At 71.2% G+C, this 25,925-nt stretch carries 25 protein-coding genes and 1 tRNA gene; 10 read left to right on the forward strand and 16 right to left on the reverse strand.

From position 1 onward, the window contains the following. Position 1: 1 nt before the first annotated feature. From hpt to dacB, 4 genes are read right to left on the reverse strand one after another with little or no spacing between them, the layout of a single operon-like run. Positions 2-610, reverse strand: a complete 609-nt coding sequence (gene hpt, locus OQ968_RS15660; RefSeq protein ID WP_324679423.1) for a hypoxanthine phosphoribosyltransferase — start codon at positions 608-610, stop codon at positions 2-4. A 44-nt stretch (positions 611-654) separates the two neighbouring features. Next, a complete protein-coding gene (gene tilS, locus OQ968_RS15665; RefSeq protein WP_324679425.1) occupies positions 655-1,614 on the reverse strand; it encodes a tRNA lysidine(34) synthetase TilS in 960 nt (319 codons plus the stop codon). Then, positions 1,593-2,639: a zinc-dependent metalloprotease gene (locus OQ968_RS15670; RefSeq protein ID WP_324679427.1), complete on the reverse strand. Its 1,047-nt coding sequence runs from the start codon at positions 2,637-2,639 to the stop codon at positions 1,593-1,595. Before OQ968_RS15670 ends, tilS begins: the two co-directional genes overlap by 22 nt. Beyond that, positions 2,636-4,021, reverse strand: a complete 1,386-nt coding sequence (dacB, locus tag OQ968_RS15675) for a D-alanyl-D-alanine carboxypeptidase/D-alanyl-D-alanine-endopeptidase (RefSeq protein ID WP_324679429.1) — start codon at positions 4,019-4,021, stop codon at positions 2,636-2,638. The genes OQ968_RS15670 and dacB overlap by 4 nt, the downstream gene beginning before the upstream one ends. A 105-nt stretch (positions 4,022-4,126) precedes the next feature. Between dacB and OQ968_RS15680 the strand changes: the two genes are divergently transcribed. After that, a complete protein-coding gene (locus OQ968_RS15680; protein ID WP_324679430.1) occupies positions 4,127-4,615 on the forward strand; it encodes an inorganic diphosphatase in 489 nt (162 codons plus the stop codon). A 56-nt stretch (positions 4,616-4,671) separates the two neighbouring features. Next, complete coding sequence (locus tag OQ968_RS15685) at positions 4,672-5,364, forward strand: hypothetical protein (protein WP_324679432.1); 693 nt, start codon at positions 4,672-4,674, stop codon at positions 5,362-5,364. Positions 5,365-5,471: 107 nt separating this feature from the next. On the opposite strand, the gene OQ968_RS15690 is transcribed toward OQ968_RS15685, so the two are convergent. Then, positions 5,472-6,560, reverse strand: coding sequence for a DUF475 domain-containing protein (locus tag OQ968_RS15690; RefSeq protein ID WP_324679434.1), 1,089 nt, complete (start codon positions 6,558-6,560; stop codon positions 5,472-5,474). Between the two features lie 88 nt (positions 6,561-6,648). On the opposite strand from OQ968_RS15690, the gene OQ968_RS15695 reads away from it, so the two are divergent. The 3 genes from OQ968_RS15695 to OQ968_RS15705 are packed head-to-tail and all read left to right on the forward strand — an operon-like array spanning position 6,649 to position 9,003. Continuing rightward, a complete protein-coding gene (locus OQ968_RS15695) occupies positions 6,649-7,923 on the forward strand; it encodes a hypothetical protein (RefSeq protein WP_324679436.1) in 1,275 nt (424 codons plus the stop codon). 11 nt (positions 7,924-7,934) lie between these two features. Then, positions 7,935-8,648 carry a glycosyltransferase family 2 protein gene (locus tag OQ968_RS15700; protein ID WP_420715934.1) on the forward strand — a complete coding sequence of 238 codons (714 nt, stop codon included), beginning with the start codon at positions 7,935-7,937 and terminating at the stop codon, positions 8,646-8,648. Positions 8,649-8,661: 13 nt separating this feature from the next. Continuing rightward, a complete protein-coding gene (locus OQ968_RS15705) occupies positions 8,662-9,003 on the forward strand; it encodes a DUF2304 domain-containing protein (protein ID WP_324679440.1) in 342 nt (113 codons plus the stop codon). A 4-nt stretch (positions 9,004-9,007) separates the two neighbouring features. Here OQ968_RS15705 and OQ968_RS15710 read toward each other — a convergent pair whose 3' ends face one another. Beyond that, a complete protein-coding gene (locus tag OQ968_RS15710; RefSeq protein WP_324679441.1) occupies positions 9,008-9,952 on the reverse strand; it encodes an NAD-dependent epimerase/dehydratase family protein in 945 nt (314 codons plus the stop codon). On the opposite strand from OQ968_RS15710, the gene OQ968_RS15715 reads away from it, so the two are divergent. Both OQ968_RS15715 and OQ968_RS15720 read left to right on the forward strand, forming a co-directional pair. After that, positions 9,918-11,729, forward strand: coding sequence for a hypothetical protein (locus OQ968_RS15715; RefSeq protein ID WP_324679443.1), 1,812 nt, complete (start codon positions 9,918-9,920; stop codon positions 11,727-11,729). The two genes, OQ968_RS15710 and OQ968_RS15715, sit on opposite strands and share 35 nt — an antisense overlap. Before the next feature lie 422 nt (positions 11,730-12,151). After that, on the forward strand, positions 12,152-12,607 hold the full coding sequence (locus OQ968_RS15720; protein WP_324679761.1) for a DUF732 domain-containing protein: 456 nt from the start codon (positions 12,152-12,154) through the stop codon (positions 12,605-12,607). 4 nt (positions 12,608-12,611) lie between these two features. Here OQ968_RS15720 and OQ968_RS15725 read toward each other — a convergent pair. Together OQ968_RS15725 and OQ968_RS15730 are read right to left on the reverse strand one after the other, a co-directional pair. After that, positions 12,612-12,684: transfer RNA gene (locus OQ968_RS15725), tRNA-Thr, on the reverse strand. A 61-nt stretch (positions 12,685-12,745) separates the two neighbouring features. Continuing rightward, positions 12,746-13,963, reverse strand: coding sequence for a DNA polymerase III subunit delta' (locus OQ968_RS15730; protein ID WP_324679445.1), 1,218 nt, complete (start codon positions 13,961-13,963; stop codon positions 12,746-12,748). 80 nt (positions 13,964-14,043) lie between these two features. On the opposite strand from OQ968_RS15730, the gene OQ968_RS15735 reads away from it, so the two are divergent. After that, positions 14,044-15,732, forward strand: a complete 1,689-nt coding sequence (locus tag OQ968_RS15735) for an adenylate/guanylate cyclase domain-containing protein (RefSeq protein ID WP_324679447.1) — start codon at positions 14,044-14,046, stop codon at positions 15,730-15,732. A 23-nt stretch (positions 15,733-15,755) separates the two neighbouring features. Here OQ968_RS15735 and topA read toward each other — a convergent pair whose 3' ends face one another. The 3 genes from topA to cspA all read right to left on the reverse strand — a co-directional run bounded on the left by topA (position 15,756) and on the right by cspA (position 19,709). After that, a complete protein-coding gene (gene topA, locus OQ968_RS15740) occupies positions 15,756-18,551 on the reverse strand; it encodes a type I DNA topoisomerase (protein ID WP_324679449.1) in 2,796 nt (931 codons plus the stop codon). Between the two features lie 193 nt (positions 18,552-18,744). Next, the gene (locus tag OQ968_RS15745; protein ID WP_324679451.1) at positions 18,745-19,344 is read right to left on the reverse strand and encodes a hypothetical protein; all 600 of its coding nucleotides are present in this window, start codon (positions 19,342-19,344) and stop codon (positions 18,745-18,747) included. A gap of 161 nt (positions 19,345-19,505) precedes the next feature. Beyond that, complete coding sequence (gene cspA, locus OQ968_RS15750; RefSeq protein ID WP_036363014.1) at positions 19,506-19,709, reverse strand: cold shock protein CspA; 204 nt, start codon at positions 19,707-19,709, stop codon at positions 19,506-19,508. A 249-nt stretch (positions 19,710-19,958) separates the two neighbouring features. Here cspA and OQ968_RS15755 point away from each other — a divergent pair, with 249 nt between their 5' ends. Both OQ968_RS15755 and OQ968_RS15760 read left to right on the forward strand, forming a co-directional pair. After that, positions 19,959-22,268: a DEAD/DEAH box helicase gene (locus tag OQ968_RS15755; protein WP_324679453.1), complete on the forward strand. Its 2,310-nt coding sequence runs from the start codon at positions 19,959-19,961 to the stop codon at positions 22,266-22,268. A 276-nt stretch (positions 22,269-22,544) separates the two neighbouring features. After that, positions 22,545-23,567: a PAS domain-containing protein gene (locus OQ968_RS15760; RefSeq protein ID WP_324679455.1), complete on the forward strand. Its 1,023-nt coding sequence runs from the start codon at positions 22,545-22,547 to the stop codon at positions 23,565-23,567. Here OQ968_RS15760 and OQ968_RS15765 read toward each other — a convergent pair. Genes OQ968_RS15765 through OQ968_RS15785 form a run of 5 tightly spaced genes read right to left on the reverse strand, consistent with a single transcriptional unit; the run spans position 23,564 to position 25,836 of the window. After that, a complete protein-coding gene (locus OQ968_RS15765; protein ID WP_324679457.1) occupies positions 23,564-23,857 on the reverse strand; it encodes an Rv3654c family TadE-like protein in 294 nt (97 codons plus the stop codon). The genes OQ968_RS15760 and OQ968_RS15765 overlap by 4 nt on opposite strands. Positions 23,858-23,891: 34 nt before the next feature. After that, entirely contained in the window at positions 23,892-24,179 is a 288-nt protein-coding gene (locus OQ968_RS15770) for a TadE family type IV pilus minor pilin (protein WP_324679459.1), read from the reverse strand. Between the two features lie 35 nt (positions 24,180-24,214). Then, entirely contained in the window at positions 24,215-24,406 is a 192-nt protein-coding gene (locus tag OQ968_RS15775) for a DUF4244 domain-containing protein (protein WP_324679765.1), read from the reverse strand. Between the two features lie 39 nt (positions 24,407-24,445). After that, the gene (locus OQ968_RS15780) at positions 24,446-25,036 is read right to left on the reverse strand and encodes a type II secretion system F family protein (protein ID WP_324679461.1); all 591 of its coding nucleotides are present in this window, start codon (positions 25,034-25,036) and stop codon (positions 24,446-24,448) included. Next, entirely contained in the window at positions 25,033-25,836 is an 804-nt protein-coding gene (locus tag OQ968_RS15785) for a type II secretion system F family protein (protein WP_324679463.1), read from the reverse strand. The genes OQ968_RS15780 and OQ968_RS15785 overlap by 4 nt, the downstream gene beginning before the upstream one ends. Positions 25,837-25,925 lie beyond the last annotated feature (89 nt).

Here is a 25,925-nt window from a genome sequence, read left to right on the forward strand (position 1 = left end):
CCTACTGGTAGACGCGGGGATCCAGCGTCCCGATGTACGACAGGTCGCGGTAGCGCTCGTCGTAGTCCAGGCCGTAGCCCACCACGAACTCGTTGGGAATGTCGAAGCCGACGTAGGCGATGTCGACGTTGGCGTGCATCGCGTCGGGCTTGCGCAGCAGCGTGCACACGCGGAGCGAGCGCGGATGCCGGGTGCTGAGGTTGCGCGACAGCCAGGACAGGGTCAGGCCCGAGTCGACGACGTCCTCGACGATCAGCACGTCGCGATCGTTGATGTCGCGGTCCAGGTCCTTGAGGATCCGCACCACGCCCGACGACGACGTCGAGGTGCCGTAGGAGCTGACGGCCATGAATTCGAACTGCGTCGGCACCGGGATCACGCGGGCCAGATCGGTGACGAAGATCACGGCGCCCTTGAGCACGGTGATCAACAGCAGATCCTGGCCGGTCTCGGCGACGACGTCGCGGTAGTCGTTGCCGATCTGCTCTCCGAGCTCGAGGGTGCGGGCCTGAATCTGCTCCCGGGTGAGCAGCACGGACTTGATGTCCCCCGGGTACAGGTCTACCGGCTGCGCGGGGGTGATCGCCGAGGAGATCTGGGCCACGCCCACAGCGTGCCACGCCGGCGGGCGAACAACCAACGCAAGCCCCCGTTTTACACAGGCTCGCGCCGCAACGTCAGGACGCCGTCGTGCCGTCCCGCGAACAACCGCTCACCGCGCGACGGGGACCCGACCGCCACCCCGCCCTGCCCCCGCCAGGCGGTGACGAGGGCGTCCACGCCGCGGATCTGCTTGTCCGTGAGCCCCGTTGCGCCGCCGGCCAGCAGCCAGCCCCGGATCACCCGGCGGCGAACCGGGTCCGGCAGCGCGGCCAGCGCCGCGGCCTGCAGCCCGGCGCCCGTCTTCACCCCGGGCAGCGCCTGCGCGGCAAGGGCGTCGATCAAGTCGGTGTCCGCGCGCAGCGCCGTCGCGGTGCGGGCCAGCGCCTCGGCCACCCCGCCGCCCAGCACGTCCTCCAGCAGCGGCAGCACCTCCAGGCGCAGCCGGGTCCGGGTGAAGCGCCGCTCGCTGTTGTGCGGATCCTGCCACGCGGTCAGCCCCAGCTCCGCGCAGGCGGCGTGCGTCACGGCCCGCCGCACCCCCAGCAGCGGCCGGCACCACGGCGGATCGTAGGGACGCATGCCGGCGATCGAGCGCGGCCCCGATCCGCGGCCAAGGCCCAGCAGCACCGTCTCGGCCTGGTCGTCGAGCGTGTGGGCCAACAGCACCGGCCCCTCGCGGTAGGCCGCCAGCGCGGCGTAACGGGCGGCGCGCGCGGCCGCCTCGGGACCGCCGTCGTTGCCCACGCGCACGCAAATCACCTGTGCGTCAACGCATCCCAGCGAAACGGCCTGCGCCCGGGCGGTTTCGGCGACGGCGGCCGAACCGGGCTGCAGGCCGTGGTCCACCACCAGCGCGGTGGTGGGCCGCAGCCGGGCCGCGACGGCGGTCAGCGCCAGCGAGTCCGGACCGCCGGACAGCGCCACGCCCCATCGGTCCCCGGCGACCGGATAGGCCTTGGCGAACGCCTCGACGGCAGCGCGCAGCTGCCCTACAGCACCCTGTCGATCCATCGCTGGGGGTCTTCGACTTCGGCGGGCAGCGGCAGCGTCTCGGGGCCCGACCAGACGGCGTTGAACCGGTCCATTCCCACCGCGCCCACCACATGGTCGACGAACGCCTTGCCGCGCGCGTACTGGCTGAGTTTGGCGTCGATGCCCAGCAGGGCGCGCAGCAGCCGTTGCAACGGCGGTTGCTTGCGACGGCGACGCTCGTCGAACCGGCGGCGGATGGTGGCCACCGACGGCACCACCATCGGTCCGACAGCGTCCATCACGTGTTCGGCGTGGCCCTCCAGCAGGGTGCCGAGCACCAGCAGCTGATCCAGGGCCTGGCGCTGCGCCTCGGACTGGACGGCGCGCACCAGGCCGAGGATGCCCGACGAGTTCGGGTCGGGATCCCCGGCGGCCCGGTTGCGGACGAAGTCGGCGAGCCGGCCGGCCACCTGCGCGATGTCCTCGCCGGGGTCCCGGGTCAGCAGCGCCAGCGCCCGCGTCATGTATTCGGCCAGCCACGGGTTGGCGGTGAACTGCACCCGGTGGGTCACCTCGTGCAGGCACACCCACAGCCGGAAGTCGGAGGGCTCGACCTGCAGCTGGCGCTCGACGGCGATGACGTTCGGGTACACCAGCAGCAGGCCGCCCTGCTTGGCGGCCGCGAACGGGTCGTACTGGCCGAGGATCCCGGACGACACGAACGCCAGCACCGCGCCCGTCTGCGCCCCGGTGATCCGGCCGGTGAGAAACCCCCGCGGCTGCTCGCTCCCGTTCGTCATCACCCGCATCGACTCGGCCGCCGCCCGCACCCACTCCGGGCGGTCGACGATGCGCGCCGCCGGCACCACGCCGTCGGTGACCAGGCCGGTGACGTCGCGCACCGGCGGTTCGGCTTTGGCGGCCGCGCCGGTGAGCTCGTCGATCGCCTGGCGGCGGGTGTATTCGCTGGACGGCGGGCCCGGCCGGGCCAGCCGGACACCGACGGTGGCGGCGAACCGCCAGTCGACGGCGGTCCCGAGCGTCAACTCAGACGGTGGGCTCATGCGCACCCGCAGGTCCACAGCTTGCCGGCCAGCGCGTCCATCACGTTGCGGCCGTTGGGGCCGGCGTTGTTGGACAGGAACGCGAAGGTGAGCACCCGACCGCTGCGGTCGGTGAGCACCCCGGCCAGGGCGTTGATGGCGGTCAGCGAGCCGGTCTTGGCCCGCAGCCAGCCGGCCGGGCCCTGGTTGGTGGCCGTGTCGAGGAAACGGTCGGCCAGCGTGCCGCTGCCGCCGGCGATGGGAAGCAGATCCAGCAGCGCCCGCAGCGCCGGCTGGTCCGGGCCCGCGGCCGCCTGCACGGTGCCGTCGAGCGTCTTGGCGGTCAACCGGTCGTCGACCGAAAGCCCGCTGGCGTCCATCAGGGCGGCGCCGGTGGTGTCGATGTGGGCGGTGCTCAACCGGTTGGTGATCGCGTCGACCGCGCCGGCGAAGCTGCGCGGCCGGTTGATCGCGGCCGCCACCTCGCGGCCGATGCATTCGGCCAGCACGTTGTCGGAGTGGTCCATCATCAACGACAGCCGCTCGATCAGCGGCGCGGACTGCACCACGGCCAGCTGCCGTGCCCCGGACGGCGCCGAGCCCGTCGTCACCGCGCCGGGATCCAGGCCGAGGGCCTTGGCCAGCTCCCGCCCGGCGTCCAGCGCCGGGGTCCGCGACCGCCGGGAATTGACCGTGCTGGGCTGGATGCGCCCGGCGTCGATCATCACCGACTCGATGGGCGCGATGTCACCGTTGTCGACGTCCGCCGGATCCCAGCCCTGCGCCATCGTCGGACCGGTGAACGCCGAGTTGTCCACCTGCACGGCCGTCGGGGTCACGCCGCTGCGACGGACCTGCTCGACGAGGTCGGCGATGCGCGGCGAGCCGCGGTACCAGGTGGGGACGTCCGGCGGCGCCGCCGACAGCGTCGGGTCCCCGGCGCCCACCAGCACGATGGGTCCCTGCGCGTTCGGGCCGCCGGCGACCACCCGGGTGCTGATCCGGGCCTGACGATCCAGCGTCAGCAGCGCCGCGGCGGCCGTGAGGATCTTGTTGGTCGACGCCGGCACCAGCGGCACGTCGTCGGCCACCTGCCACAGCTCCTTGCCGGTCATGGCGTCGGTGATGCGGCCGCCCAGCCTGCCCAGGTTGGGGTCGGCCGCGACCGGCGCCAGCGCCGCCGCCACCCCGGGGGGGCTGGGCGTCTCGGCGGTGTCGCTGACCGGGACCATTCCCGGCTTAACGATCGGCGGCCGCGGGGGCGGCACGGGCACCCGGGCGCCGCTGCTGCCGTGCCCACCCGTGGTGAAGAACGTCGCCGCCGCCACCACGGCGGCAACGAACGCCAGCACGGCCAACCCAACGAGCACGGGGGTGGATTTCCGCCAGCGAGTAGGACCCATCACTCTCCTGACTGTCTGGTCCCATTCTGCCGAATCGGCCGCAATCCGCTCGACTAGGGTGGATCCGCAACGCACTGACCTACCCAGACGCAAGGAGCCGAGACGGTGCAATTCGACGTGATCATCGAGATCCCGAAGGGCCAGCGCAACAAGTACGAGGTCGACCACGAGACGGGACGGGTGCGTCTGGACCGCTACCTCTACACGTCGATGGCCTATCCGACCGATTACGGCTTCATCGAGGACACCCTCGGCGAGGACGGCGACCCGCTCGACGCGATGGTGCTGCTGCCGGAGCCGCTGTTCCCGGGCGTGACGGTGGCGGCGCGTCCGGTCGGAATGTTCCAGATGACCGACGAGGCCGGCGGCGACGACAAGGTGCTGTGCGTTCCGGCCGGCGACCACCGGTGGGATCAGATCCAGGACATCGGGGACGTTCCGTCCTTCGAACTGGACGTGATCAAGCACTTCTTCTCCCAGTACAAAGCGCTCGAGCCGGGCAAGTTCGTCAAGACGGCCAACTGGGTCGGGCGCGCCGAGGCGGAGGCCGAGGTGCAGCGCTCGGTGGAGCGGTTCAAGGCCTCCGATCACTAAGGGGCACTGAGCGCACTGAGCCGCACGGCGCCCGTTCGCGGTGGCATCCTGGCCATGTGACGCCGGTTCTGCATTTCGCCGCGAACTTCTGGTGGCTGGTCTTCCCGCTGGGCGGCGCGATCGGCGGGGGCCTGCGGGCGATCGCCGCCGCCAGCGAGCGCCGCGCCGATCGCCGGCTGGAGCGGTACCGGCTCAAGCAGCAGGCCAAGATCGCGGCGGCCGAGGCGTCCGGCCGGTCGCGCCACAACGAGGAAAGCTACCGCCGCGAGCTCGCCAAAGTCATTGCGGCACATGACCGTACCGACGCGCGGTGGCTGGAATACGAGGTCGACGTCGCCAAACTTCTCGACTTCCCGATGATGACCGACATGCGGGCCCCGCTGACGATCGCGTTCCACAAGGCCAAGCGGCGCGCGGACCTGCTGCGGCCGGAACGGCCCGAGGACCTGGTCGGCGATCGGGACGCGCAGCTGGAATACCGCGACGCGGTGCACGAGTACATCAGCGCGTTCGAGATCGCCGAGGCCGAGGCGATCCGCCGCCGCCGCAGCGACTTCTCCGAGGACGAACAGCAACGGCTGGCGCGCGCCCAGCACCTGCTGGTCCTGGCGCAGGATGAGGCGGCCACGCGTGAGGAGCGGCAGAACGCCTACGCGCGGGCGAGCAAGGAGCTCGACGGCCTGATCGTGCTGCCGGCCCCGGCGCGGGCCGCCATCGAGAGCCGCGTCGCCGGGCAGATCGAGGCGTAGCCGTTTCTAGATCCGCGAGCGCGCTCATATGTACACCGAAACACCGTCCAAGCCGGCATTTTGAGGACGCTCGGCAAGCGCATTGAAGGATGCAGCGGCTCAGCCGTTCAGGGGTTCAGGCGGGCGGCCCTGGCGGCGCGCCGGTTGCGCAGCACGCTCCACCCCAGGGCCGCACCGATGAAGACCACGCCCACCGACGCGGTGAAGACCTCGGGGATCTGAAAGCGCGGCTCGATGGAAAACAGCATGATCACGGCCAGCGCGCCGATCGCCCAGTGCGCGCCGTGCTCCAGGTAGACGTAGCGGTCCAGCGTCTCCTGGTGGACCAGGTAGATGGTGATGGACCGGACGAACATCGAGCCCACCACCCCGAGACCGAGCGCGATCACGATCGGGTCCGACGTGATCGCGAACGCGCCGGTGACGCCGTCGAAGGAGAACGCCGCGTCGAGCACCTCGAGGTACAGGAACAGCATCAGCCCGGCCCTGCCAGTCGCCGTGCCCGGCGCGGCGTCCGTGGCGTCGATGCGCGACGGCCGGAACGCCCGGCTCAAACCGTTGACGACGAGATAGGTGACCAGGCCCAGCAGCCCGGCCGTCAGCACCGTCGCGCGCTCGTCGGCGGAGTGGGTCAGCAGCGTGCCGGCGAGGACCAGCGCGACGCCGGTCACCACCACCGACACCTGCCCGAGCCGACCGATGCGGGCGAACGGGATTTCAATCCACTTGAGCCACTTGATGTCTCGGTCGTGAAAGACGAAATCCAGGAACAGCATCAGTAGGAACGCCCCACCGAAGGCCGCGATCTGCGGGTGGGCCGCGATGATCAGCTTCTCGTAGCTGGGCGAGCCGTCGGGAAACTCCAGCGCGCCGCGCGGCGGCGGATGAAGCGCCAGCTCCATCGCCCGCACCGGGTCGATGCCCGCGGTCGCCCAGACGATGAGCAGCGGGAACACCAGGCGCATGCCGAAGACGGCGATCAGGATGCCCAGCGTCAGGAACATCTGTCGCCAGAACGAGCTCATCCGCTTCAGGACGGCGGCGTTGATGATCGCGTTGTCGAACGACAGCGACACCTCGAGCATCGCCAGGACCAGCAACAGAAACAGGGCGTTCGGCCCGCCGTGCGCGTACCCGAGCGCAAGGGCCGCCGCGGTCAGCAACAGCGAGAAGCCGAAGATGCGAAAGGCGGCCATGTGTCCTTCCTGACAGGCGCCCACCTTAGCGAAGCCGAACGCCGCCGCCCGGCGGCATCGACGCACTTACTATTTTCAGATTGTGGCGATGCCCGAGGTCGGCGGTACCCAAGCCTCCACCGGGGCCGGACCGATCGCGCGTGGCAGCGTGGCCCGGGTCGGCGCCGCCACCGTGCTGACCGCGTTGTGCGGCTACGCGGTGGTCTACCTGGCCGCTCGTGACCTGGCTCCGAGCGGCTTCTCGGTCTTCGGGGTGTTCTGGGGGGCGTTCGGGCTGGTGTCCGGCGCCACCAGCGGCCTGCTGCAGGAAACCACCCGGGAGATCCGCTCGACGCGCTACGTCGACGTGCTGCCCGGTGACGGCGGGGCGCGCATCCATCCGGTGCGCGTCGCCGCGCTCGTCGGGCTGGGGGCCGCCGTCGTGATCGCGGGCAGCTCGCCGCTGTGGGGCGGCCGCGTGTTCGCCGAGGCGCGCTGGTTGTCGGTGCTGCTGCTGAGCGTCGGGCTGGCCTGTTTCTGCCTGCACGCCACCCTGCTGGGCATGCTGGCCGGCACCGACCAGTGGACCCACTACGGGGCGCTGATGGTGACCGACGCGGTCATCCGGGTCGCGGTCGCCGCGGCGGCGTTCGTGGCCGGGTGGGGGCTGCGCGGATTCCTGTGGGCCACCGTCGCCGGCGCGGTGGCGTGGCTGATCATGCTGGTGGCGTCGCCCGCCGCGCGCGCGACGGCGCGCATGATGGCGCCCGGCAGCACCGCGACGTTCCTGCGGGGCGCCGCCCATTCGATCACCGCGGCCGGCGCCAGCGCGATCCTGGTGATGGGCTTTCCGGTGCTGCTGAAGCTGACCTCGAATCAGCTTGGGGCGCAAGGCGGAGTGATCATCCTGGCGGTGACGCTGACCCGGGCGCCGCTGCTGGTGCCGCTGACCGCGATGCAGGGCAACCTCATCGCCCATTTCGTCGACGAGCGCACCGACCGGCTGCGGGCGCTGGTGGCGCCGGCGGCGATCGTCGGGGGCATCGGCGCGGTCGGGGTGCTGGCCGCGGGTGTCGTGGGTCCGTGGCTGCTGCGGGTGGCGTTCGGGCCGCAGTACGACGCCGGCGGCGCGCTGCTGGCGTGGCTGACCGGGGCCGCCGTGGCGATCGCGATGCTGACGCTCACCGGCGCGGCCACCGTGGCGGCGGCGCTGCATCGGGCGTACTCGCTGGGCTGGGTCGGCGCGACGGTGGCGGCGGGGCTGCTGCTGGCGTTGCCGCTGCCGCTTCAGACCCGCACCGTGGTCGGCCTGCTGTGTGGCCCGCTGGTGGGAATCGGCGTCCATCTGGTGGCGCTGGGGCGCGCCGGGCGCTCAACCGGCTGATCCTGGCTAGCCTGGTGAGCCTAATGGTTACTGAAAAGCATTACCCCGGCGTGTGGATCGTCATCCCCGCCTTCAACGAGGCCGCCGTCATCGGTGAGGTGATAGCCGATGTGCGCTCGGTCTTCGACCACGTCGTGTGCGTGGACGACGGCAGCACCGACGGCACCGGCGAGATCGCGCGGCGGGCGGGGGCCCATCTGGTGCGCCATCCGATCAACCTGGGGCAGGGGGCGGCCATCCAGACCGGCGTCGAGTACGCGCGCAAGCAGCCCGGCGCACGGGTTTTCGCCACGTTCGACGCCGACGGCCAGCATCGCGTCAAGGATGTGGCGGCGATGGTCGAGCGGCTGTGCGCCGGCGACGTCGACGTCGTCATCGGGACGCGGTTCGCCGCGCCGCACGGCAGCCGGCCGCCGCTCGTCAAGCGGATCGTGCTGCGCACCGCGGCGCGGCTGAGCCGCCGCGGTCGCCGCCTCGGCCTGACCGATACCAACAACGGGCTGCGGGTGTTCAACAAGAAGGTGGCCGACGGGCTGAACCTCACCATGAGCGGCATGAGCCATGCTAACGAGTTCGTCATGCTGATCGTCGAAAACCATTGGCGCGTGGCCGAACTGCCGGTCGAGGTGCTCTACACCGAATACTCGAAGTCGAAGGGGCAGCCGCTGCTCAACGGCGTCAACATCATCTTCGACGGGTTGTTGCGGGGCAGGATTCCGAGATGAAAAGGACCGAAAGATGAACTGGATTCAGGTGCTGCTGATCTCGTCGATCGTCGCGCTGCTGGTCTACCTGCTTCGGTCGCGCCGCAACGCGCGATCCCGGGCGTGGGTGAAGGTCGGCTACATCCTGTTCGTGCTCGGCGGTATCTACGCGGTGCTGCGGCCCGACGACACCACGGTGGTCGCGCACTGGTTCGGGGTGCGCCGCGGGACCGACCTGATGCTCTACGCGCTGATCATGGCCTTCAGCTTCACCACGCTGAGCACCTACATGCGGTTCAAGGACCTGGAGTTGCGCTATGCGCGGCTGGCCCGGGCAATGGCGCTGCAGGGGGCGCAGGCACCCGAGGAGGGTTAACCCGCTAGGCCGTGTGCGCGTGCCGGAAGTAGTCGACCGTGCGACGGATGCCGTCGTCCAGCCGCACCCGCGGGCTCCAGCCCAAAACCCTTTCGGCCAAACCGATGTCGAGGCAGGATCGCCTCAGGTCGCCCAGGCGATCCGGAACGAACTCGGGGTCGTCGGGGCCCCCGACGGCTGCGGCCACCGCCGAATGCAGTTGGCGGTCCGAGGTTTCGACGCCGGTGCCGACGTTGAAGCGCTGCCCGCCTCCCGCGTCGCCGGAGGCCTTGACGAAGGCGGCCACCACGTCGTCGACGAACACGTAGTCGCGGGTCTTGCCGCCGTCGCCGAACACCTTGGTGGGCTTGCCCGACAGCAGCGCCTGGGCGAAGATCGCCACCACGCCCGCCTCTCCGTGCGGGTCCTGCCGCGGGCCGTAGACGTTGGCCGGCGCGATGTGCGAGCAGTCCAGGCCGTAGAGATTGCGAAAGGTGTTCAGGTAGATCTCCCCGGCCACCTTGCCCGCGGCGTAGGGCGACGCCGGATCGGTGGGCACCGTCTCGGGGGTGGGGTACTGCGTCGGGGTGCCGTAGATGGATCCCCCCGACGAGGTGTGCACGATCTTGCGCACCCCGCTCAGCCGCGCCGCCTCGGCCAGCCGCACCGTGCCGACGACGTTGACCGAGCAGTCGAACTGCGGGTCGGCCACCGAGTGCCGCACGTCGATCTGCGCCGCCAGGTGGAACACCACCTCGGGCCGGTGCTCGTCGAGGATGGCGTTCAGGTCGGCGGTCACGATGTCCGCCTCGACGAACTGGTGCGACGGGTTGCCGGCGAGGTGCTCGAGGTTGGTCGCGCGGCCGGTGGCGAAGTTGTCCAGCCCCACCACCGCGTGGCCGTCGGCCAGTAGACGGTCGACTAGCGTCGAGCCGATGAATCCGGCTGCCCCGGTAACCAGTGCGCGCACCGGCCCACCATACATATGGGTGGCGGCGGCCGCGCTGATCGCGGTGCAGCTGGCGGTCCGCGGTGTGCTGGCGTTCGGCGGCTACTTCTATTGGGACGACCTGATTCTCGTCGGGAAGGCGGGCACCCACAATCTGCTGTCGCCGTCGTACCTGTTCGACGATCACGACGGCCACGTCATGCCGGCCGCCTTCCTGCTCGGCGGCGCGATCACCCGGCTGGCGCCGCTGGACTGGACGTGGCCGGCGATCAGCCTGGTGGTGCTGCAGCTGCTGGCGTCGCTGGCCCTGTTGCGCGCGCTGTACGTCATCCTCGGCCCGCGCCGGGTGCTGCTGATCCCGCTGACCTTCGCGCTGTTCACGCCGCTGGGCGTGCCCGGGTTCGCGTGGTGGGCGGCGGCGCTGAACTCGCTGCCGATGCTGGCGGCGCTGGCCTGGGTGTGCGCCGACGCGGTCCTGCTGGTCCGCACCGGCAGCCCGCGCTACGCGGTGACCGGCGCGCTGGTCTACCTCGGCGGGCTGCTGTTTTTCGAGAAGTCCGCGGTGATCCCGTTCGTGGCGTTCGCGGTGGCCGCCCTGCTGTGCCATGTGCGGGGCGATCCGGCGGCGGTGCGCACGGTGTGGCGGGCCGGGCTGCGGTTGTGGGTTCCGTCGCTGATCCTGACCCTCGGCTGGGTCGCGCTGTATCTGGCGGTGGTCAACCAGCGCCGCTGGAGTTCCGACCTCGCGATGACGGGGGACCTGCTGTCCCGATCGGTCACGCACGGAATCGTGCCGGGGCTGGCCGGCGGGCCGTGGCACTGGGACCGCTGGGCCCCGGCCTCGCCGTGGGCCACGCCACCGCCGCTGGTGATGGCGCTGGGCTGGCTGGTGCTGGCCGGGCTGCTCGCGGTGTCGCTGCTGCGCAAGCAGCGCGTCGGGCCTGTGTGGTTGACCGCCGCCGGTTACGCCGTCGCCTGCCAGATACCGATCTACCTGATGCGGTCGTCGCGGCAGACCGCGCTGGAGCTCGCCCAGACCCTGCGGTATCTGCCGGATCTCGTCGTCGTGCTGGCGCTGCTGGCCGCGGTCGCATTGTGCGCCCCGAACCGGACCGGGCGCGCGCCGCGGTGGCTGGACGCGTCGCGGCCGCGCGCGGTCGCGGTGACGAGTTTGGCGGGGCTGTTCGTGACCAGCAGCCTGTACTCGACGGCGACGTTTCTGACCAGCTGGCGCGACAACCCCGCCCAGCCGTACCTGCAAAACGCCCGGGCCGGCCTGGCCGCCGCGCGCGCGGCCTCCGACGCGCCGCTGCTGGACCAGGAGGTCGATCCGCTGGTGCTGCAACGCGTCGCCGCGCCGGAGAACCTGGCCAGGCACATGTTCGCGCTGTTGCGCGACCGGCCCGAATTCGCGGCGGCGACAACGCAATTGCGCATGCTGGACAGCTCGGGCCGGCTGATCGGCGCGCGGGTGACCTGGGTGCGGACCATCGTGGTCGGGCCGATGCCGCGGTGCGGCTATTTCGCCCAGCCCGACCGGCCGGCGCGCCTGATCCTCGACGGGCCGCTGCTGCCCGCCGACTGGACCGTCGAGCTGAACTACCTGGCCAACAGCGACGGGTCGATGACGCTGTCGCTCACGCAGGGGCCCGACGTCAAGGTTCCGGTGCATCCGGGGCTCAACCGCGTCTTCGCCCGGCTGCCGGGCGCCGGGGACGCGATCACCGTGCGCGCCAACACCGCCGCGCTCTCGTTGTGCATCGCGTCGGGACCGGTGGGTTTCGTCGCGCCGGCCTGAGAGTCATGTTGTGCCGCAATAACTTACAGCGTTCTTGGCTCACGGTGCGAGCTGGACATGACCCCGCGGCGGCGGCGGGGAAGGCGGCGGAGGCGCCTCGGGTTGTGGCGCGGGCGCCTCGGGTTGTGGCGCGGGCGCCTCGGGTTGTGGCGCGGGTGCCGCCGGCTGTCGCGGGGACAGCGGCTGTTGTGCACGAGGTGGCGGTGCCGCGACCGGCGGCGCGATCTGCTCTACCGTCGGCGCCGGGATCTGTGGATCAGGCGTAATCTCCCCCACCGGGGCAGGCCCGGTCACATTGAATGTCGTTGGTAGCGGCCGCAAATCGTTCGCCGCGCCATGAGCCCACGCAGCGGCGCTTATCAGGGCGGTGATCACCGCATACGTGCATGCCCGTCGCGCCGCGGCCCGAAAGTCCAGTGGTGATGCACGCCCACAAGCAGTTACGATCTCCATCATTGCAGGCGCCAGACGCCGCCACTGTTAAAAGAAATGGAAATCCTGCCGTGCGCACCGGGAGCATCCGCCTCGCAGCCGCTCTGCTCGGCGGCTCGGCGGCGCTGACGGCCGCAATTGTTTGCGCTGGTGGGGCAGGCGCCGACACTCAGCAGGACCAGTTCCTGGCGAGGCTGCAACAACTGCAGATTCCCGCCATCGACAACGTGCCGGGGCTCGTCTACCACGCCCATGAAATTTGTGGCCAGCTCGACAGCGGCACCCCGGCCGACGCCGTGGTGACAGATGTGATGAACAAGGCGTATGACGACAATCCGTCCTTACGCGCTTTGGCCGCGCGCGCTAGAAGGACCGCGGTCAGATTCGTCACCGCGTCGGTGGACGTTTACTGCCCCAGCCATCAAGGCGAGCTTCCGCTCTCGTAATCGGAGCCACCTAACGGAATCGAACCGTTGACCTGCTCATTACGAGTGAGCCGCTCTACCGACTGAGCTAAGGTGGCGTGCCCCGACGGGCGGCACGAGTCTACGGCAGGCGGGCGGGCGCACCCAACTCGCGAGAAATCAATCGCGCAGCTCCTGGCCGATGGTCGCGACCATGGCGTCGACGGCGAACTTGGGTTTGACGTTGACCGCCAGCGCCTCACGGCATTCCAGCACGGCCTCGATGCAACGCAGCAGCCGCTCGGGCGCGGCGTGGGCGGCCAGCGCGGCCACCCGCTCGGCCATGTCGGGATGGTTGGCCGGCACGGCGCCGGCCTGTCCCCGCAGGGCCGAGACCACCAACGCGTCGCGGAAATAGGTCGCCAGGTCGATCAGCGCCCGGTCCAGCGCATCGCGGGACGCCCGGGTCTGCCGCGACTTCTGCCGCCGCTCGAGATCCTTGAGCGCCCCGGTGGCGCCGCGCATCGTCGACGCGGTGCCCTTGCCCGAGCCGCCGGCCCCCAACGCGGTCCGCAGCTCCTCGGTCTCGGCCTCGGCGCGATCGGCGGTCAGCACGACGGCCTCGGTTTCGGCCGCGGCCACCAGCTCCTCGGCGGCCTCGTAGGCCCGCGACGGGTTCACGGCGTCGCGCACCAGGCCGAGTGCCCGCTCCCGTCGCTGCCGGGCCTCGGGATCGGTGGCCAGCCGCCGCGCCCGCCCCACGTGGCCGCCGCTGACCGCCGCCGCCCAGTTCGCCGTGTCGGGGTCGAGGCCGTCGCTGTCGACCAGCACCCGCGCGATCGCCTCGGTCGACGGGGTCACCAGCGCGACGTGCCGGCACCGGGACCGCAGCGTGACCGCGATGTCCTCGGGATCCACCGACGGCGCGCACAGCAGGAACACCGTCGACGGCGGCGGTTCCTCGACAACCTTCAGCAGCGCGTTCGCCGCGCCCTCGGTCAGCCGGTCGGCGTCCTCGATGATGACGATCTGCCGGTGGCCGGTGGTGGGGCGGCGCGACGCGATCTGCACGATGGCGCGCATCTCGTCCACGCCGATGGACAGGCCCTCGGGGATCACCCGCCGCACGTCGGCGTGGGTGCCGGCCATCGTCGTCGTGCAGGCCCGGCAGGCGCCGCAACCCGGCTCACCATCGGACGTGCACTGCAGCGCCGCCGCGAAACACAGCGCCGCGACCGACCGCCCCGAACCCGGTGGCCCGGTGATCAGCCACGCGTGTGTCATAGTCCCGTCGTCGGAGCGGCTGTGGTCCAGCTCACCGCGCGCGGCCCGGGCGGCGGCGAGCAGCGCGGCCTCCACCGCTTCCTGGCCCACCAGGCGCGTAAATACCCCGGACATCACTGGCAACAGTAACGACACCGGCCGACGGAGACCGATCGGCGACCATACCGCGACAATTCCGTTATCTTTCGCGGCGTTTGGCCAGGACCGGCCGACTTGCCGGGCGGCTTTTAGGTTTCCAACAAGTCCGTGCCGACCGATACGGTGGTTTCGTGGCAACCGCGGCAGCACTGCCCGGGCGGATCAGCGCGTTCGTCCGGTGGGTGGTGCGCACCCCGTGGCCGCTGTTCGCGTTGAGCATGTTGCAGGCCGACATCATCGGGTCGCTGTTCGTGTTGGGCTTCCTGCGGTATGGCCTGCCGCCGCAGGATCGCGTTCAACTGCAGGACCTGCCGCCGGTCAACCTGGCGATCTTCGCGAGCACATTGGTGGTGTTGTTCCTCGTCGGTGTTGTGGTCAACCTGCGGCTGCTGATGCCGGTCTTCCGCTGGCAGCGCCGCGACAACATGCTCGCCGAGGCCGATCCGGCCGCCACCGAGCTGGCCCGCAGCCGTGCGCTGCGCATGCCCTACTACCGCACGCTGAGCACGATCGTTTATTGGTGCATCGGCAGCGTGGTGTTCATCGTCGCCAGCTGGTCGGTGGCCCGCTACGCCGCGCCCGTGGTGGCCGTCGCGACCGCGCTGGGGGCGGCGGCGACCGCGATCATCGGCTACCTGCAGTCCGAGCGGGTGCTGCGGCCGGTGGCCGTCGCCGCCCTGCGCAGCGGGGTGCCGGAGAACGTCAAGGCCCCCGGCGTCATCCTGCGGCAGATCCTGACGTGGATGCTGTCCACCGCGGTGCCGCTGCTGGCGATCGTGCTCGCCGTGGTGGCCGACAAGGTCTCGCTGCTGCACGCCGCGCCGGAGAGCCTGTTCAACCCGATCCTGTTGCTGGCGCTGGCGGCACTGGGCGTCGGCCTGGTCAGCACCCTGCTGGTGGCGATGTCGATCGCCGACCCGCTGCGCCAGCTCCGCTGGGCGCTGAGCGAGGTGCAGCGCGGCAACTACAACGCGCACATGCAGATCTACGACGCCAGCGAATTGGGCCTGCTGCAGGCCGGTTTCAACGACATGGTGCGCGACCTGTCCGAGCGGCAGCGGCTGCGCGACCTGTTCGGCCGCTACGTCGGCGAGGACGTGGCCCGCCGCGCCCTGGAGCGCGGCACCGAGCTGGGCGGGCAGGAGCGCGACGTCGCGGTGCTGTTCGTGGACCTGGTCGGCTCCACCCAGCTGGCCGCGACGCGCCCGCCCGCCGAGGTGGTCCACCTGCTCAACGAGTTCTTCCGGGTGGTGGTGGACACCGTCGGTCGGCACGGCGGGTTCGTCAACAAGTTCCAGGGCGACGCCGCGCTGGCGATCTTCGGCGCGCCGATCGAGCACCCCGACGCGTCCGGCGGCGCGCTAGCGGCCGCCCGCGAGCTGCACGACGAACTCCTCCCGGTGATCGGTTCCGCGGAGTTCGGCATCGGGGTGTCGGCCGGCCGCGCGATCGCCGGCCACATCGGCGCGCAGGCCCGTTTCGAGTACACGGTGATCGGCGACCCGGTCAACGAGGCCGCCCGGCTCACCGAGCTGGCCAAGCTCGAGGCCGGGCACGTGCTGGCGTCGGCGATCGCGGTCAGCGGCGCCCTGGACGCCGAGGCCCTGTGCTGGGACGTCGGCGAGGTCGTCGAGCTGCGCGGCCGCGCCGCGCCGACTCAGCTGGCCCGGCCGCAGCAGCTGGCCGCGCCGGCGGAGGAGACCCCCCAGCGCGCGGCCGAAGAGGTGTCCAGCGAAATCATGTGAGCCGCCGGGCTAGCTGCGCCGGGCTAGCTGCGCCGGGCGGCCTTGCGGCCCGGCGACTTTCGTGCCCGCGACGTTTTTCTGGCGGGCCGCTTGGCCGGGCCCCGGGCCCGCCGGTCGGCCAGCAGCTCGGCCGCGCGCTCGTCGGTGATCGACATGACGTCGTCGCCCTTGCGCAGGCTGGCGTTGGTCTCGCCGTCGGTGACGTAGGGCCCGAATCGGCCGTCCTTGACCACCATTGGCTTGCCCGACGCGGGGTCGGTCCCCAGCTCGCGCAGCGGCGGCGCCGAAGCGCTTTGCCGCCCGGAGCGTTTCGGCTCGGAGTAGATCTTCAGCGCCTCGTCCAGCGTGATGCTGAACAGCTGCTCCTCGCTCGTCAGCGACCGGGAATCGCTGCCGCGCTTCAGGTACGGGCCATAGCGCCCGTTCTGCGCGGTGATCTCCTCGCCCGACGCGGGATCCACGCCGACGACGCGGGGCAGCGACAGCAGCTTCAGCGCGTCCTCCAGCGTGACCGTCTGCAGGTCCATGCTGCGCAGCAGCGAACCCGTCCGGGGTTTGGGCCCGGCGGCCTTCTTGCCCTTCTTCGGCGCCTCGCCGTTCGCGTCGGCGGCGGGCTCCGGCTGCGGCAGGATCTCGGTCACGTACGGCCCGTAGCGGCCGTCCTTGGCGACGATCTCGTGGCCGGTTTCCGGGTCCACCCCCAGCACGCGCCCCTCCTGCGGGGTGGCGAACAGCTCCTCGGCGACCTCCAGCGTCAGCTCGTCGGGCGTCAACGAGTCGCTCAGGTTGGCCCGCTGCGGAGTGGGCTCGCCGTCGTCGCCGGTTATCGTGCGCTCCAGGTACGGCCCGTTCTTTCCGACCCGGACGTAGACCGGGCGGCCCTGCGCGTCGTCGAACAGCTTGATGGAGTTGACTTCTCGAGCGTCGATGCCTTCCAGGTTGACGCCGACGAGCTTCTTGAGGCCACCGGAGCGGGCTATCGACTCCGGCACGCCGTGGTCGCCGCCGAAGTAGAAGTGGTTCAGCCAGGTGGTGCGCTGCTCGTTGCCGTTGGCGATCTCGTCGAGCTCGTCCTCCATCGCCGCGGTGAAGCCGTAGTCGACGAGCCGGCCGAAGTGTTGCTCCAGCAGGCCGGTGACGGCGAACGCCACCCACGACGGCACCAGGGCGCTGCCCTTCTTGTGCACATAGCCGCGGTCCTGGATGGTCTTGATGATCGACGAGTACGTCGACGGGCGGCCGATGCCCAGCTCCTCGAGCGCCTTGACCAGCGACGCCTCGGTGTAGCGCGCCGGCGGGTTGGTGGCGTGGCCGTCGGGGGTCAGCTCCAGGGCGTCCAGCCGCTGCCCCTCGGTGAGGTGCGGCAGCCGCCGCTCGGCGTCGTCGGCCTCGCCGCCGGCCAGCTCGTCCACGGTTTCCACGTAGGCCTTGAGGAAGCCGGCGAAGGTGATGGTGCGCCCGGTCGCGGAGAAGGTGACGTCCCGTTCCTCGGAGCGGCCCGCGATGCGCAGGCTCAGCGTGGTGCCGCGCGCGTCGGCCATCTGCGAGGCCACCGTGCGCTGCCAGATCAGCTCGTAGAGCCGGAAGTCGTCGCCGTTGAGCTCGCGGCGCACCGCGTCGGGGGTGGCGAACGTCTCCCCGGCGGGCCGGATCCCCTCGTGCGCCTCCTGCGCGTTCTTCACCTTGCGGGTGTACTGGCGCGGCGACGGGGAGACGTACTCCTCGCCGTAGAGCTGGCGGGCCTGGGTGCGCGCCGCGTTGATCGCCGACTCCGACAGCGTCGTCGAGTCGGTGCGCATATAAGTGATGTAGCCGTTTTCGTAGAGCCGCTGGGCGATGCTCATCGTGCGCTCCGCGGAGAACCGCAACTTGCGGCCCGCCTCCTGCTGCAGCGTCGACGTCATGAACGGCGGATACGGGCGCCGCGTGTAGGGCTTTTCCTCGACCGACGCCACCGTGAGCTGCCCGCCCCGCAGCCCGGCGGCCAGCGCGGTCGCCGCTGCCTCGTCGAGCACGGTGACCTCGTCGGCCTTGCGCAGCTGGCCCAGCGAGTCGAAGTCGCGGCCGGTGGCCACGCGCTCGCCGTCGACGCTCGTCAGCCGGGCGATGAAGGTGGGCGGCTGGGCCTGCGGGTCGGACACGCTGGCGTCCAGCTTGGCGATGACGTCCCAGTACGCAGCGCTGCGGAACGCCATCCGGTCGCGCTCGCGCTGGACGATGATGCGGGTGGCCACCGACTGGACCCGGCCCGCCGACAGCTTGGGCGCGACCTTCTTCCACAGCACGGGGCTGACCTCGTAGCCGTACAGCCGGTCCAGGATGCGGCGGGTCTCCTGCGCGTCGACCAGGTCGGTGTCCAGGTCGCGGGGGTTTTCGGCGGCCTCCAGGATGGCCGGCTCGGTGATCTCGTGGAACACCATCCGCTTGACCGGGATGCGGGGCTTGAGGGTTTCCAGCAGGTGCCAGGCGATGGCCTCGCCCTCGCGGTCGCCATCCGTGGCCAGATAGAGCTCGTCGACGTCCTTGAGCAGGCCCTTCAACTCGGAGACGGTGCTCTTCTTCTCCGGGCTGATGATGTAGAGCGGTTCGAAGTCGGCGTCGACGTTGACCCCGAGCCGCGCCCACGGCTCGGACTTGTACTTGGCGGGGACGTCGGCGGCGGCCCGGGGCAGGTCGCGGATGTGGCCGCGGGAGGATTCGACGATGTACCTGGAGCCCAGGTAGCCGGCCAGCTTGCGCGCCTTGGTCGGCGACTCGACGATGACGAGTCGCCGGCGGCTGCCATTGCCGCTGGTGCCGTGGTCTTCTGCCTCAGCCAACTCCGCTTACGCTCCATCTCTTGTCCCGGCCTCACTCGAGACCGCCCTGCAGGAAGAATGACAGGCGAGCTTCCGAAATTCCGGGGAAATTCAGATACGCCAGCGTTCCTTGGCCTTCGGGCACCTGACAATTTCGCACCCTTGGGTGCGCCGATGCAAACCGACTCCCCGATAGGCGGGCCGAATCAAACGGCTAAACCCGGGGCCACTGCGACAACGCCTCGGCGTCGTCGGGGGGTTCCCCCACGTTTTCTACCAGCCGCGACAGCCGGCGGCGGCCGCTGATCCGCAGCGCGGGCCGGCCGCGGCGGGTGCCGATCAGGGTCGGCGCGATCCCGACGCGCATCAGCGCCGACGCGAGCGGCGAATGCGTGTCCGGAGCGTGCGGATCGAGGCCGAGCAGGTAGTGGTCGCCCTCCGGCGAGCCGGCCGCCAGGGTCCATGCCCGCAGCTCGCGCGGTCCGGGCAGCCAGCGTGGCGGCACCGTCTTGACCGCGCCCCGCGTCCACTCGGCGGCCATGGACGTCAACGAGGGGTTGACGGCCGTGCGCACCAGCGGGGTGTCCTCGTCGGTGCGGCCGATCTCGGGGATCAGGCCCGCCTCCCGGATCATCTCGGCCAGCGCCGTGGCGCGCCAGAGCCGATCCACCACCACCGAAAGCCGGGCGCCCTGCACGCCGCCGTGGGAGGGGGCGCCGACCATCACGATCTGGCCGGAGGCTGCCAGCACCCCGGAGAGATCGGCGACCGCGGGCGGCACCGACTCCGCTGTGAAGAAGGAAAGCTGGCTCACGCCAACGACAGTAGGCCAGGTCGCCGGTCCGCGGGTTGAGGTTGACGGTGCGCCGGGCTTGTGGCCGGCGGCCGGGTGGACAACGAAAACCCCCCGCGTGGCCCGCTAAGCGGGACTTACGGGGGGTTCCGTGGAGAATCTGCTCTCTTATCTATACCGATCTATACCGAGCGGACTCCGGTGGCCTGGGGGCCCTTAGGGCTGTGGCCGATCTCGAACTCGACCTTCTGGTTTTCTTCAAGGGTGCGGAAGCCCGTTCCCTGGATCTCCGTGTAGTGGACAAAAACATCTGCGGAACCATCTTCGGGCGCAATGAACCCGAAGCCCTTTTCCGCGTTGAACCACTTCACAGTTCCCTGTGGCATCTCTCGATCTTTCCTTTTCTTCTGGGTGCGGTGCACCGCCCTTCGGTGCCCCGGGCCTGGTAACGACCGCCATACCTAGCTCAGTCGCCGGAACTTCACCCGAGCGATTAACCTCGCAGGAACCGCGGCCGCAACGTCGATCCTGCGAAAGTTTGACACAAGCACAGAAGCTGCGACCGCAATCAGTCAACCATGTTCGTCGCGTCGGCGACAGACTTGTGTCGCGTAGCGATCCTCGGAGGGCATGACGTGGCGAGTTTCGGCGCCGAGCTGCTGGCCGCGGCGCTGGCCGGCACCGCGGCGGGCGAGCGCCCGCTGCGCCACGTCGCGGAGCTGCCCGCGCGGGGCGGAAAGGCGCGCGACTGGCCGGAGTGGGCCGAGCCCGACGTGGTGCGCGCGTTCGCCGAGCGCAGCGTCGGTTCTCCCTGGTCACACCAGGTGCGCGCCGCGGAACTGGCCCACGCCGGGCGTCACGTGGTGGTCAGCACCGGCACGGCGTCGGGCAAGTCGCTGGCCTATCAGCTTCCCGTCCTCAACACGCTGGCGACCGACCCGCGGGCCAGGGTGCTGTACCTGTCGCCGACCAAGGCGCTGGGCCACGACCAGTTGCGCGCCGCGCACGCCCTGACCGCGGCCATCCCGCGGCTGCATGACGTTGCCCCCACCGCCTACGACGGCGACAGCCCCGCCGAGGTGCGCCGCTTCGCCCGCGAGCGGTCCCGGTGGCTGTTCTCCAACCCCGACATGATCCACCTGTCGATATTGCGCAACCACGCCCGCTGGGCCGTCCTGCTGCGCGGCCTTCGCTTCGTCGTCGTCGACGAATGTCACTATTACCGCGGGGTTTTCGGCTCGAACGTGGCCATGGTGCTGCGCCGGCTGCTGCGGCTGTGCGAGCGCTACTCGTCGGCGCCCACGGTGATCTTCGCCAGCGCGACGACGGACTCGCCGGGGGCGACGGCCGCCGAGCTCATCGGCCGTCCCGTCGAGGAGGTGACCGACGACGGCTCGCCCCAGGGGGCGCGCACGGTGGCGCTGTGGGAACCCGCGCTGCGCGCCGACCTGACCGGAGAGAACGGCGCGCCGGTGCGCCGCTCCGCCGGGGCCGAGGCCGCCCGTGTGATGGCCGACCTGATCGCCGAGGGCGCGCAGACCCTGACGTTCGTTCGGTCGCGCCGCGCCGCGGAGCTGACGGCGCTGGGCGCCAGGGCCAGACTGGACGACATCGCCCCGGATCTGTCCCCCACCGTGGCGTCCTATCGGGCCGGTTACCTCGCCGAGGACCGCAACGCGCTGGAGCGCGCCCTGGCCGAGGGCCGGCTGCGGGGCCTGGCCACCACCAACGCGCTGGAGCTGGGCGTCGACATCGCCGGGCTGGACGCGGTTGTGCTCGCCGGTTTTCCCGGGACGGTGGCCTCGTTCTGGCAGCAGGCCGGCCGCTCGGGCCGGCGCGGTCAGGGTGCGCTGGTGGTGTTGATCGCCCGCGACGACCCGCTGGACACCTACCTGGTCCACAACCCGGCCGCGCTGCTGGACAAGCCGGTCGAACGCGTGGTGATCGATCCCGCCAACCCCTACATTCTCGGCCCCCAACTCCTTTGTGCTGCAACCGAACTGCCGCTCGACGACGCCGAGGTCTCCAGTTTCGGCGCCACGGAGGTGGCCGAGGGCCTGGTAGACGACGGGCTGCTGCGGCGGCGCAACGGCAAGTACTTCCCCGCACCCGGGCTGGAACCCCATGGCGCGGTGGACATCCGGGGCTCCGCCGGTGGGCAGATCGTGATCGTGGAGGCCGACACGGGGCGGCTGCTGGGCAGCGTCGGGGTGGGCCAGGCGCCGGCCTCGGTGCACCCGGGCGCGGTATACCTGCATCAGGGCGACACCTACGTCGTCGACTCGCTGGACACCGAGGACGGCATCGCGTTCGTGCACGCCGAGGACCCCGGCTATGCGACGTTCGCGCGCGAACTCACCGACATCGTCGTCACCGGCGGCGGTGAGCGGCTCGACTTCGGTTCCGTCGCTTTGGGTTTGGCGCCGGTTAGGGTCACCCACCGGGTCGTGGGTTACCTGCGCCGCCGGCTTTCCGGGGAGGTCATCGACTTCGTCGAGCTGGACATGCCGGAGCACACGCTGGAGACCGTCGCAGCGATGTACACCGTCACGCCGGATGCGTTGGATCGCAACGGCATCGACGCGCCGCGGATTCCCGGATCGTTGCACGCGGCCGAGCACGCGGCCATTGGGCTGCTGCCCCTGGTGGCCAGCTGCGACCGCGGCGACATCGGCGGCATGTCGACGGCGGTCGGCCCCGATCCGTTCGGCCTGCCCAGCGTGTTCGTCTATGACGGATACCCGGGCGGGGCGGGATTCGCCGAACGCGGCTTCCGCCGGGCCCGGACGTGGCTGGGCGCTACGGCCGCCGCGATCGAGGCGTGTGAGTGCGCGGCGGGATGCCCGTCATGCGTGCAGTCCCCCAAGTGCGGCAACGGCAACGACCCGCTTGACAAGGCGGGTGCCGTCCAGGTGCTGCGCCTAGTGCTGGCGGAATTGGCCTGAGCGGCACGCTGGGCGATCCGCGGACGGGCGACCGACCCCTCAAAACGGTCGACCTCCACGGATGGCTCCTGACGGCCGCGCCGAGGGCACATTTCCTTCTTGCTGAAGAAATGCCTACCGCCATTACACAGCGCAGCGCATGCCTGGACATCGTTTTCGCCCAATCCCGACTGGGCGAGCGCAGGTGAAGCTACCAAGGCCGCGGTCGGATTTGCAAACCGCCGTCCCGCGGCTCGGCCCCCGCCGGACCCTGCGCACCGCCGTAAACTTGGGCGCATGGCCCACGACTGGTTGCTCGTGGAGACGCTGGGGGACGAACCCGCCGTGGTGGCACAGGGGCGGCAACTCAAAAACCTCGTCCCGATCACGACGTTCCTGCGTCGCAGCCCCGCCCTCGCCGCGGTTCGAACGGCGATAACGGAGTCGGTGCAGACCGGTCAGAGCCTCACCAGCATCACCCCCAAGGCCGATCGGATCATCCGCACGGAACCGGTGCTGATGTCCGATGGCCGCGTCCACGGTGTGCACGTGTGGACCGGTCCCGCCGACATCGAGCCGCCCGAGCGGCCGACCCCGGGTCCGCTGAAGTGGGACCTGACCCTCGGCGTGGCGACCGACACCAGGGAGTCGTTGGCCAACAGCGGCAAGAACCCCGACGTCGAGGTCACCTTAGGCAGGGCCTTCGCCGAAGACCTTCCGTCGCGGGAACTCAACCCCAACGAAACCAAGGTGCTTGCCATGGCGGTGCGGGCGCAGCCGGGTCAGACGCTGTGCAGCACATGGGATCTCACCGATTGGCGGGGCGATCCCATTCGGATAGGTTTCGTGGTGCGCACCGCCCTGGAGCCGGGTTCGGGCGGTCGCGAGCATCTGGTCGCGCGGTCGATGAACTGGCGCGCCGAACTCAACGGCCCGGTGATGTCCATGAGTGATCTGGCGCAGCGGATCCTCAACGGGCTGGCGCAGGCCGGGGTGCACCGCGCGCTCGTCGACCCGCACAACTGGACGCTGCTGAAGTGGCTCGACGAGCCCTGCACCTTCTACGACTGGCGGGGCGAGAACGCGGACAGACCCAAGGTTCATCCCGACGATCAACCCGTGATGTCCGCCATGACCAAGGAAATCGCCGCGGGCCCGACCAGCCGCGTGCTGCGGATGCGGGGTCAGGACGTCGACTGGGTGCCGGTGCACGTCACCGTCAACCGGGTGGAGCTCGAGCCCGATACCTTCGCCGGCCTGGTTTCACTGCGGCTGCCCTCCGACGAGGAACTCGCCGCCGCCGGGCTGCCCGAGGCCTAACCGTCCGAGACCGGCCCGGCCCGCGCGGCCGCCCGCGCCGTGCCGGCGATGGCCATCACCTGCACGGTGACGACGACGTCGAGGTCGTCGGCCTCGCATTGCACACCGTCGACCCGCATTTCGCGGGCCACCGCCGTCGCACGCGCGCAGGCGGCCGAGACCCCGGACGGCATCCGCGCCGCGGCGGCCAGCGCCGCGAGATCGGCCGCCGCCTGCGCGCGGTGGCGGGCCACCACCGCCGCGCCGACGTATGCGCCGGGGCCCGCGACACACAGCAGCACCGCGACCATCGCGGCCGCGAGGATGGTGGCCGAGCCGCGGTCGTCACCGCGGCTCGGCCACCGCGACGGCCTGTGCGGCGATGTCCAGGCCGGGCAGCAGCTTCGAGTGAGCGACGACCGTGGCGACCAGGAAATCGCCCTCTCGCCGCACCTGGACCCGCGAGGCGGCCGGCGCGATGCGCCGGGCGGTGTCGACCGCCGTGCGGTCGTCACCGCGCGCGGCCAGCCGCGCCGCCTCGCGGGCCGCGTCGACACAGCGCACCTGCATCGAAACGGCGGAGACGCCCGCCAGGCACAACACCAGCACCGCGACCAGCGAGGCGATCGCCAAGGCCGCCTCGACGGTGCTCGCACCGGCACACCCGGCTAGACCTTGGTGCTGAGCGCCCGGCCGATGATCTTGGTCAGCGCCGACACGATGGAATCGCCGGTGACGACGGTGTACAGGATCGCACCGAACGCGGCCGCCGCGATCGTCCCGATGGCGTACTCCACCGTCGACATGCCCGACTCGTCGGTCGCCAGGACCGCCATGCGCGCCGCCAGCACGCGAAACATGTTGACCACCAATGCATCCTCTCTTCTGCGTTACCCGTTTCACAGCAGGCCCGATTGCAAGACGTCAGCGGCCAGCCCGGCCACCACCGGGACGATGCCGAGGCACACGAACGCCGGCAGGAAGCACAGGCCGAGCGGTCCCGCGATCAGCACCCCGGCCCGCTCGGCGGCGGCGGTGGCCGCGTGCCCGGCGTCCTGCCGACACTGATCGGCCAGGTCTTCGACGCCGTCGGCCAGGGCGGCGCCGGAGGACGCGGAACGGCGCGCCAGCCGCAGCAGCGCATCGGCCTGCGCGTCGACCTCGCCGGCCGGCACGCCCGGCGGGATCGACCACGCCACAAGGGGATCGGCGCCCAGCACCAGCAGGTCGGCGGCCCGGCGCAACACGCGGGCCAGTTTCGGCGGGGCGGATGCGGCGGTGGCCGCCGCGGCGGTCGACACCGCCATGCCCGCCGCGAGGCAGGCGGCCAGCACGTCGAGGCTGGACGCGACGGCCAGCGGGTCCGGCCCGCGCTGCGGGCCCGGGCGCGCGCGATGTGCGCGCGCCCGCGTCCCGGCCCGCGCCCGCACCACCGACGGGCCCGGGCCGATGCACAGCGCCAGGGCGAGCAGCACCGCCGCGGCGCTCACGCCGCGACCCGGCCGATGATCCGGTCCGACCACAGCAGCCCGACGCAGGCCGCCGTCACCCCGACCACCAGCAGCCATCCGCCCGTCCGCCCGCCCAGCAGGAAGTCGAGCGGGCGCGCCCCGATCAGCTGGCCGAGCAGCACGCCCAGCAGCGGCAGTCCCGCCAGGATGGCGGCGGTGGCCCGCGCCCCGGCCAGGCCCGATGCCACCCGCGCCGAGAACCGTTGCCGCTCGGCGATATCGCGCTGCGCCGTCCGCATCAGGGTGGCTATCGCCAGCCCGTGGTCGGCGGCCAGTTGCCAGCACACCGCGAGCCGGTCCCAGTGGGTGGGCAGGGCCGACGATCGCGCCGCCGCGCGCAGGCCCGCCGCGACGTCGGCGCCCAGCCTGGCCCGCGCCGCCACCGCGCGCAGCGAATCGGCGACGGCGCCGCAGGTCTCGTCGGCGGCCACGCAAAACGCATGCACCGGATGGGAGCCGACCCGCAGCTCGCCGACCAGCACGTCGAGGGCGGCCTCGATCGTGCGGCCCTCGTCCATTGCCCGCCGCGTGCGGCGGTGGCGGCGGTAGCGCACGGTCGCGGTCGCGCCGGCCACCGCGATGGCCAGGACCGTCGTGGGCGGCAGCAGGACGGCGGCGGCGACGGCGCCGGCGCACGCGGTCGCGATGCCGGCCCCACCCGTGGCGACCCTGACCCGGTGGCGGGGTGGCGCCGCGGGGCCGAGCCGGCACCGCGGCGATGCCGGAAACACCAAGAGCGCCAGCGACATCGGCAGCGCGGCCGCCATCGGGCTATTCATTCGCGCCGCTCCTCCTCATCGCTTCGCTCTGCATCGTCGCCGGCGCGTCATTCGCGCCGCTCCTCCTCATCGCTTCGCTCTGCATCGTC

The sequence above is a fragment of the Mycobacterium sp. 663a-19 genome, assembly GCF_035616495.1.
Taxonomy (GTDB): Bacteria; Actinomycetota; Actinomycetes; order Mycobacteriales; family Mycobacteriaceae; genus Mycobacterium.